The organism is Streptomyces sp. YS-3, from assembly GCF_045257485.1.
Classification (GTDB): Bacteria; Actinomycetota; Actinomycetes; order Streptomycetales; family Streptomycetaceae; genus Streptomyces.
On record NZ_JBJHPC010000003.1, the window covers coordinates 47,598 to 54,790 of the forward strand.

General features: G+C 71.8%; 7 protein-coding genes. 4 read left to right on the forward strand and 3 right to left on the reverse strand.

Going from position 1 to position 7,193, the window contains the following annotated elements; all coding sequences use genetic code 11:
* Positions 1 to 109: 109 nt before the first annotated feature.
* A complete protein-coding gene (locus ACJA3G_RS00700; protein WP_406550852.1) occupies positions 110 to 799 on the reverse strand; it encodes an antibiotic biosynthesis monooxygenase family protein in 690 nt (229 codons plus the stop codon).
* A gap of 54 nt (positions 800 to 853) precedes the next feature.
* Positions 854 to 2,323, reverse strand: coding sequence for an FAD-dependent monooxygenase (locus ACJA3G_RS00705; protein WP_406550853.1), 1,470 nt, complete (start codon positions 2,321 to 2,323; stop codon positions 854 to 856).
* 143 nt (positions 2,324 to 2,466) lie between these two features.
* Between ACJA3G_RS00705 and ACJA3G_RS00710 the strand changes: the two genes are divergently transcribed.
* Positions 2,467 to 2,913 carry a nuclear transport factor 2 family protein gene (locus ACJA3G_RS00710; RefSeq protein WP_406550854.1) on the forward strand — a complete coding sequence of 149 codons (447 nt, stop codon included), beginning with the start codon at positions 2,467 to 2,469 and terminating at the stop codon, positions 2,911 to 2,913.
* Positions 2,914 to 2,982: 69 nt separating this feature from the next.
* Here ACJA3G_RS00710 and ACJA3G_RS00715 read toward each other — a convergent pair whose 3' ends face one another.
* Positions 2,983 to 3,399 (reverse strand): pyridoxamine 5'-phosphate oxidase family protein, encoded by a 417-nt coding sequence (locus ACJA3G_RS00715; RefSeq protein WP_406550855.1) that lies wholly within the window; start codon positions 3,397 to 3,399, stop codon positions 2,983 to 2,985.
* Between the two features lie 171 nt (positions 3,400 to 3,570).
* On the opposite strand from ACJA3G_RS00715, the gene ACJA3G_RS00720 reads away from it, so the two are divergent.
* From ACJA3G_RS00720 to ACJA3G_RS00730, 3 genes are all read left to right on the forward strand, one after another.
* Entirely contained in the window at positions 3,571 to 4,164 is a 594-nt protein-coding gene (locus tag ACJA3G_RS00720) for a TetR/AcrR family transcriptional regulator (RefSeq protein ID WP_406550856.1), read from the forward strand.
* A gap of 83 nt (positions 4,165 to 4,247) precedes the next feature.
* Positions 4,248 to 6,419, forward strand: a complete 2,172-nt coding sequence (locus tag ACJA3G_RS00725) for a RecQ family ATP-dependent DNA helicase (RefSeq protein WP_406550857.1) — start codon at positions 4,248 to 4,250, stop codon at positions 6,417 to 6,419.
* 225 nt (positions 6,420 to 6,644) lie between these two features.
* On the forward strand, positions 6,645 to 7,193 hold a 549-nt coding region (locus tag ACJA3G_RS00730; protein ID WP_406550858.1), incomplete at its 3' end, for a hypothetical protein.

A 7,193-nucleotide genomic window follows, 5' to 3' on the forward strand; every position in this document is an offset into this window, starting at 1 on the left:
GACCGGAGCGTCTTGTCCGGACAACGGGGCCGGAAATGCCGGAACGCCCGGCTCCAGAAAGGGAGCCGGGCGTTTCGTGAGGTGCGGTGGTGCGTTTTCGCGCCCGGTGTTACTGGCCGGCGGCGCGGGTGTGGACGACCCGGTAGGTGTTGGAGTCCACCGACGTCAGGAGCGAACCGGTGCGCTTCTCGGCGTCCAGACGGGCGGCGGGCTTGTCGTCCTGCGCGACGGCCTGGTAGGCGTCGAACGCCTCCTTGCTCTCCCACTGCGAGTAGGAGACCACGAAGGAGCCCTCGAGACCGCGGGCGGCGATGCCCTTGAGGACCGTGTGGGAGACGTAGCCGGGAACCTCACCGAGGAACTTCATCGACGGGCCGAGCGCGTCCACCAGGGCGTCCTGGTTCTTCTCCTCGACACCGAAGACCGCGATCACGGTGTAGTCGGAGCGCTCCGGGGAGATCTCGACGTCCCCGCCCGACTTGGTCTGGGAGTACGCGATCTCGTTCTGGAGCAGCCGGATCGAGGTGGTCAGCTCGCCGAAGAGCGGGAGCGTGCGGTGCTTGAACTCCTCGCCGTCGTAGCGGTCCTCCAGGTCGGCGCGGCTGCGCCACTGGATGAAGTTGGCCGTGCCCGGCTTGTCCACACCGGCGTGCACGGTGGAGGACATCCAGCCCGGGTAGGCCGCCGAGTCGACGATCTCGCGCATCGCGCCGAGCAGACCCTCCTGCTTCTCCGGGGCGTCCGTGGAGAAGAGGTTGAGGACGGTGAGGTTCTTGTCATCGCTGGAGATCTTGGGCATGTTCTTCGCTTCCTTCGAGGTACGGGTATGAGAGAACGGGGCTTCGGACCCTGCTCAGTTGGGCCGGCCGAACCATCGGTTGAGGGCTTCGACGAGCCCCTCCGTGCGCGAAGCGGAGGGGGAGACCCAGGCGACGTAACCGTCGGGGCGCACCAGGAAGGCGTCCAGACCGGCGTCGCAGTCGTGCTGCTCGGCGGTGACCGTGGTGACACGGTCGGCCCAGCCCGCGGCGAGCGACCGCAGGTGGGAGTCGTCGGTGAGGTCGAACAGAACGGCCCGGCCGGCCGCCAGCAGCTCGAAGTTGGTGGTCTTCTCGCCGTTGACCACCAGTTCCTCGTCCTTGAGACGGCGGCCGAGGAGCGGATGGTCGCCCTCGCCCACGTCGTGGCGGATGTCGAGTCCGGTGACCATCCCGATCAGCGTCTTCTGGACGTCCTCGAACTCGGTGAGCTCGGTGAAGACGTCGAGCAGCGGGGTGATCTCGTCGCCGCCCAGGTACAGGATCCGCTGGGCGAGGGTGTTGGTGAGCACCCGGGCGCCGACCGGGTGGCGCTCGGAGTGGTACGTGTCGAGCAGGCCCTCGGGAGCCTGGCCCTTGATGTCCAGGGCGAGCTTCCAGCCGAGGTTCACCGCGTCCTGCACGCCGGCGCTCATTCCCTGGGCGCCGATCGGCAGATGGATGTGCGCGGCGTCGCCGGCCAGGAAGACCCGGCCCTTGCGGTACTCGGCGGCCTGGCGGCTCACATCGGTGGTGGTGGAGACCCAGTGCACCGTGGCGCCGCTGATGTCCTCGCCGGACAGGCGCTTGAACGCCTCGGCCACCTCGTCGAAGGTGATCGGGTCCGGGCTCTTGCGGAGCGGCTCGCTCCGGTCGAAGTAGACGATCCGGCAGCGCTCCGGGCCGAGCGGCAGCACCATGACCATGCCGCCGGGCACCCGCTCGCCGCTGAAGCGCGGGCGCAGCGGCACCCCGCTGATGTCGGCGAACCGGAGCTCGATGGCCGGGTCGGTGCCGGGGAAGTCGATGCCCGCGAGCTTGCGCACCGCGCTGCGGGCGCCGTCCGCGCCCACCAGGTAACGGCCGCGCAGCGTGGCCGGGCCGCCGGGCGTGCTGACCTCGACGGTGACCCCGTCGGCGCCGTCCTTCAGGCCGGTGACCTCGACCCCGCGGCGGACCTCGGCGCCCAGCTGCCCGGCCCAGCCGGCCAGCACGCCCTCGGTACGCGACTGGGGGATGCCCCGGGCCCCGTAGGAGCCGCCCTCGACCAACCGGTAATCGATGGACACTCCGCCGAAATGACCGACCGGAATGACGTCCACACCACCGAATCGCTCCAGCAGTCCGCGCTGGCCGAATTCCTCGATGGTCCGGGCGGAGAATCCCAGCGCACGCGACTGCTGTATCGGCTCGGCAAGGCGATCGACGACAATCACGGACACGCCGTTCAGGCGCAGTTCGCCTGCGAGCATGAGTCCTGTGGGGCCGGCTCCCGCGATAATTACGTCCGCGTCAAAGTTATCCATCTACCCTCTTCCGACTGGCGTTTCTCCAGTATCCCGAGGGCCCCGGTGAGCGTAAATAGCTGCTAGTACAGGCCTTTGACAAGTACGTCAACTCCGCTACAAGGAGTCTTGGTCAGAGGCCTGTTCCGGCGTCATCCTCAACCATGACCTCAAGCCAATCCACCGCCGATGTCGCGGGACTGCTCGACCGCTACCTGATCAATCTGGACGACGACAAGCTCGACGACGCCTGGGCCCGGGGGCTGTTCACCGAGGACGCCGTCGTCGAGTTCCCGATGAGCCGGCACGAGGGGATCGCCGGCCTCGCCGAGTACCACAGCACCGCTCTGGCGGCCTTCGCCCGCACCCAGCACATCAACTCGCCCGCCGTGGTCGAGATCGACGGCGACCGGGCCTCCCTGCGCGCCAACATCGTCTCCACCCATGTGCACCACCCCTCCGACCATCCGGAGGACGCCGAGCGCGACCCGATATTCGCCAACGGAAGCCTGGTGAGCGCCGAGGCCCGGCGCACTCCGGACGGCTGGCGGCTGAGCCTGCTGTCGCTGCGCATGATCTGGGTGACCGGCACCCCGCCCCGCAAGGGCTGAGCCCCGCCGAACGAGAGCGCGGCGGTACGGGGAGGACACTCCCCGTACCGCCGCGCTCTCCCGCGTTCTCTAGACGTTCAGGCTCATCACCCGGTCGACGCGGATCTCGACCACCACCCGGCCCGGCGGGTTGGGCGGGCCCGAGCGGTAGCGCCGGGTGTAGCGGCGCGCGCCCTCGGTGACCCGCGCGGGCTCGTCGCGGACCTCGGCCGTGCCCTCCAGCGTGACCCAACTGAACCCGGCGACCTGGCAGATGGCGACCCGCGAGCCCGGGGCGGCGATCAGGTTGCGGGCCTTGCGGGAGGTGGACACCGTCATCACCCGGGCGAGCCCCGCCTCCGCGTCCCAGGTGAACCGCACGGGTGCCACGTGCGGGGACCCGTCGGGCCGGATGGTGGTCAGTACGCCGATGTGCGGCTCCGTCAGGAATGCCTCCACCGACGCCGACACCTCCGGCGCACTCGTACGCCCCAGGGGCAACGACATCGTGTTCGTCCTTCCGTCTCACGGCAGCTACCAGGCCATTGTCAACACCCGGGGGCGCCCTGCGGAACCGACTGGGCAACTGCGAACCGCATACCCCAACTGGCGTGAAGTCGGGGCTGGTTCAGTGGGTGGAGGCAGTGCATAGTAGAGTCAAACGGAGGGAGGTTCCGTATGCCAACGTCAACGCCGGTCAGTGAGAGCGGTGGCCGCCGGCTCCGGGCTGACGCGGAGCGCAACCGGGCCCGGGTCCTGAACGCGGCGCGCGAGCTCTTTGCGGAACGCGGCGCCAACGTGTCCATGGACGAGGTGGCCCGGCATGCCGAGGTCGGCGTGGGCACGCTCTACCGCCACTTCCCCACCAAGGAAGCCATGGTCGTGGCGGCCTCCCAGCAGCGCTTCGGCGAGATCCTCACGTACTACCGCACGGTGTGCCGCGAGTCGGCCGAGCCTCTTGAGGCGCTCCAGATGCTGCTCACCCGGGTCGGCGAGGTGGAGGCGCGCGACCGGGGTTTCGCCAGCGTCATCGGCGGCACGCTCGGCTCCGAGGGGCCGCCCAGCACCATGCGCGCCGATCTGGAGGCCGAGCTCGTGGACCTGGTCGGCAAGGGCCAGGCGGCCGGCTCCATCCGCACCGACATCGCGGGCGCCGACATCCTCGCCCTGACCTGCGGCCTCACCTCGATCGTGCACCGCCGCAGCGGCGACTGGCGGCGCTACATCGACATCGTGCTCGACGGGCTGCGCTCGGACCACACCATGCCGTAGCGGCCTCCTCCCGGGGCGCGGCGCGAGTCCGCGCGCGCCCCCGGGGCGGGCCGGATGTCAGAGGTGTCCTGTTGTATGGGGGCATGAACGACACGAGCACCACGGATCTGCGCACCCGGGCCGACGCCGTCCTGGCCCGCCTCGTCGGCGACCCCACGGGAGCGGCCCGGCTGCGCGAGGACCAGTGGCGCGCCATCGAGGCGCTCGTCGCCGAGGGGCGCCGGGCGCTGGTCGTCCAGCGCACCGGCTGGGGCAAGTCCGCGGTGTACTTCGTGGCGACCTCGCTGCTGCGCGAGCGCGGCAGCGGCCCCACCGTGATCGTCTCCCCGCTGCTGGCGCTGATGCGCAACCAGGTGGAGGCCGCCGCCCGCGCGGGCATCCGCGCCCGCACGATCAACTCCTCGAACACCGAGGAGTGGGAGACCGTCCAGGCCGAGGTGGCCGCCGGCGAGGTCGACGTCCTGCTGGTGAGCCCGGAGCGCCTCAACAACCCGGACTTCCGCGACGAGGTGCTGCCCAAGCTCTCGGCCGCGACCGGCCTTCTCGTGGTCGACGAGGCGCACTGCATCTCGGACTGGGGCCACGACTTCCGCCCGGACTACCGCAGGCTGCGCACCATGCTCGCGGAGCTGCCCCCGGGCGTCCCGGTCCTGGCGACGACGGCGACGGCCAACGCGCGCGTGACGGCCGACGTGGCGGAGCAGCTGGGGACGGGCGCGGACACCGACGCGCTGGTGCTGCGCGGCCCCCTGGACCGCGAGAGCCTGAGTCTGAACGTGCTGGCGCTGCCGGACGCGGCGCACCGGCTGGCCTGGCTCGCCGACCACCTGGACGAGCTGCCGGGCTCCGGGATCATCTACACGCTGACGGTGGCCGCCGCCGAGGAGGTCACCGCGTATCTGCGCCAGTGCGGCCATACGGTCACCTCCTACACGGGCCGCACGGAGAACGCGGACCGCCAGCAGGCCGAGGACGATCTGCTGGCCAACCGGGTCAAGGCGCTGGTCGCCACCTCCGCGCTCGGGATGGGCTTCGACAAGCCGGACCTCGGCTTCGTGGTCCACCTGGGCTCGCCCTCCTCCCCCATCGCCTACTACCAGCAGGTGGGCCGCGCGGGCCGCGGTGTGGAGCACGCGGAGGTACTGCTGCTGCCCGGCAAGGAGGACGAGGCGATCTGGAAGTACTTCGCCTCGGTCGCCTTCCCGCCCGAGGAGCAGGTCCGCCGCACCCTGGACGTGCTGGCGCGGGCGGACCGCCCCCTGTCGCTGCCCGCCCTGGAGCCGCTGGTCGAGCTGCGGCGCACCCGTCTGGAGACGATGCTCAAGGTCCTCGACGTGGACGGCGCGGTCCACCGCGTCAAGGGCGGCTGGACCTCCACGGGCGAGCCATGGGTGTACGACGCGGAGCGGTACGCATGGGTGGCCCGCCAGCGGGAGGCCGAACAGCAGGCGATGCGGGACTACGCCTCGGCGACGGGCTGCCGGATGGAGTTCCTGCGCCGCCAGCTCGACGACGAGGAGGCGGCCCCGTGCGGGCGCTGCGACAACTGCGCGGGCGCCCGCTTCACGGCCGGCGTCTCCGGTACGGCACTGGAAGCGGCAAGGGGCGAGCTCACCCGGCCGGGCGTCGAGATCGAGCCCCGCAAGATGTGGCCCACCGGCCTCGCGGCGGTCGGCGTGGACCTCAAGGGCCGCATCCCCGCGGGCGAACAGGCCTTCCCGGGCCGGGCGCTGGGCCGCCTCTCCGACATCGGCTGGGGCAACCGGCTGCGCCCCATGCTCGCCCCCCAGAGCCCCGACGGACCGGTCCCCGACGATGTGGTCGACGCGGTGGTGACGGTCCTGACGGACTGGGCCAAGGGCCCCGGCGGCTGGGCCTCCGGCGGCCCCGACGCACCGCCCCGGCCCGCCGGCGTGGTCACGGTCGCCTCGCTGACCCGGCCCCGGCTCGTCGAGTCGCTGGGCGCCCGGATCGCGGAGATCGGCCGGATGCCGCTCCTGGGGCGCGTGGAGTACGGGGAGGGGGCCGCCGGGTCCCGGGTCCCCGCGTCCAACAGCGCCCAGCGGGTGCGCGCCCTGCACCACGCGTTCACGGTGCCGGACGAGGTGGCCGCGGCGGTGCGGGAGGCGGGCGGCCCGGTGCTGCTCGTCGACGACCGCGCGGACACCGGCTGGACGCTGGCGGTGGCGGCCAGGCTGCTGCGCCGGGCAGGTGCGCAGGGGGTGTTTCCGCTGGTCCTCGCCGTTCAGGGATGACCAGCGGAGGTCTTGGGGAGTGACCGGTGGGATGACGGGGCAGGGATATGAGCGTCATACCCTCCGATTCCAGTCAGCGGCTCCATTTGCTCGTTGCCGCGTGCCCGTGAGCCAGCGAGAATTGGAGCCGCGCCTCATCGGTGGACCCGGCGGCTCGGGCCGTGCCGTGCCGCGCCCTCACCCGACCCTGCCCGCAGCGTGGGCGCGTATCCGGAAGGGAGGACCGTGACCTTCGGATTCGCTCCGTCCACAGCCTCGGCAGGTGCGTCGTCCCTCACGTCGGCGGCCTCCGGGAACCGCCTCGCCAGGATGCTGGAGCCCGCCGAGTGGGCCGCGGCGGGCATCCCGCTGCTGGGCAACCCCCGCGAGGTGGTCGTCGGCCTGCACACCCGGCACGACCCGACCCCGTCGACGGCCGTGATCGCGGTCCTGGACCACGAGGAACGGCTGGCGGCCAGCGCCTCGTTCGTGCGCCGCCCGGGCCCCGCGGACGGCTGGGAGTTCCGCAACGCGCTCCTCGCGCATCTGCGCCGGGTGATCCCGCACGACCTGCGCCGCCGGACCCCGGTGCGCACGGCCGTGCTGCTCTACTGCCGTGACGGCGACGAGCGTTGGACCGAGGAGGACGGCGCCTGGATGTGGGGCCTGCGGGACGCCTGCACCCTGCACGGGCTGCGCTGCGGCGCGTACATCACGCTGACACGCGGCGGCTGGCAGGTCCTGGGCGAGGGCCGTGGCGGCCGGCACCCCAGCTCCACCACCCGCCCCGGCTCC

Coding starts and splice junctions, on each gene's coding strand:
- ACJA3G_RS00725 (WP_406550857.1), top strand. CDS start 4,248: ATGAACGACACGAGCACCACGGATCTGCGCACCCGGGCCGACGCCGTC.
- ACJA3G_RS00710 (WP_406550854.1), top strand. CDS start 2,467: ATGACCTCAAGCCAATCCACCGCCGATGTCGCGGGACTGCTCGACCGC.
- ACJA3G_RS00720 (WP_406550856.1), top strand. CDS start 3,571: ATGCCAACGTCAACGCCGGTCAGTGAGAGCGGTGGCCGCCGGCTCCGG.
- ACJA3G_RS00705 (WP_406550853.1), bottom strand. CDS start 2,323: ATGGATAACTTTGACGCGGACGTAATTATCGCGGGAGCCGGCCCCACA.
- ACJA3G_RS00700 (WP_406550852.1), bottom strand. CDS start 799: ATGCCCAAGATCTCCAGCGATGACAAGAACCTCACCGTCCTCAACCTC.
- ACJA3G_RS00715 (WP_406550855.1), bottom strand. CDS start 3,399: ATGTCGTTGCCCCTGGGGCGTACGAGTGCGCCGGAGGTGTCGGCGTCG.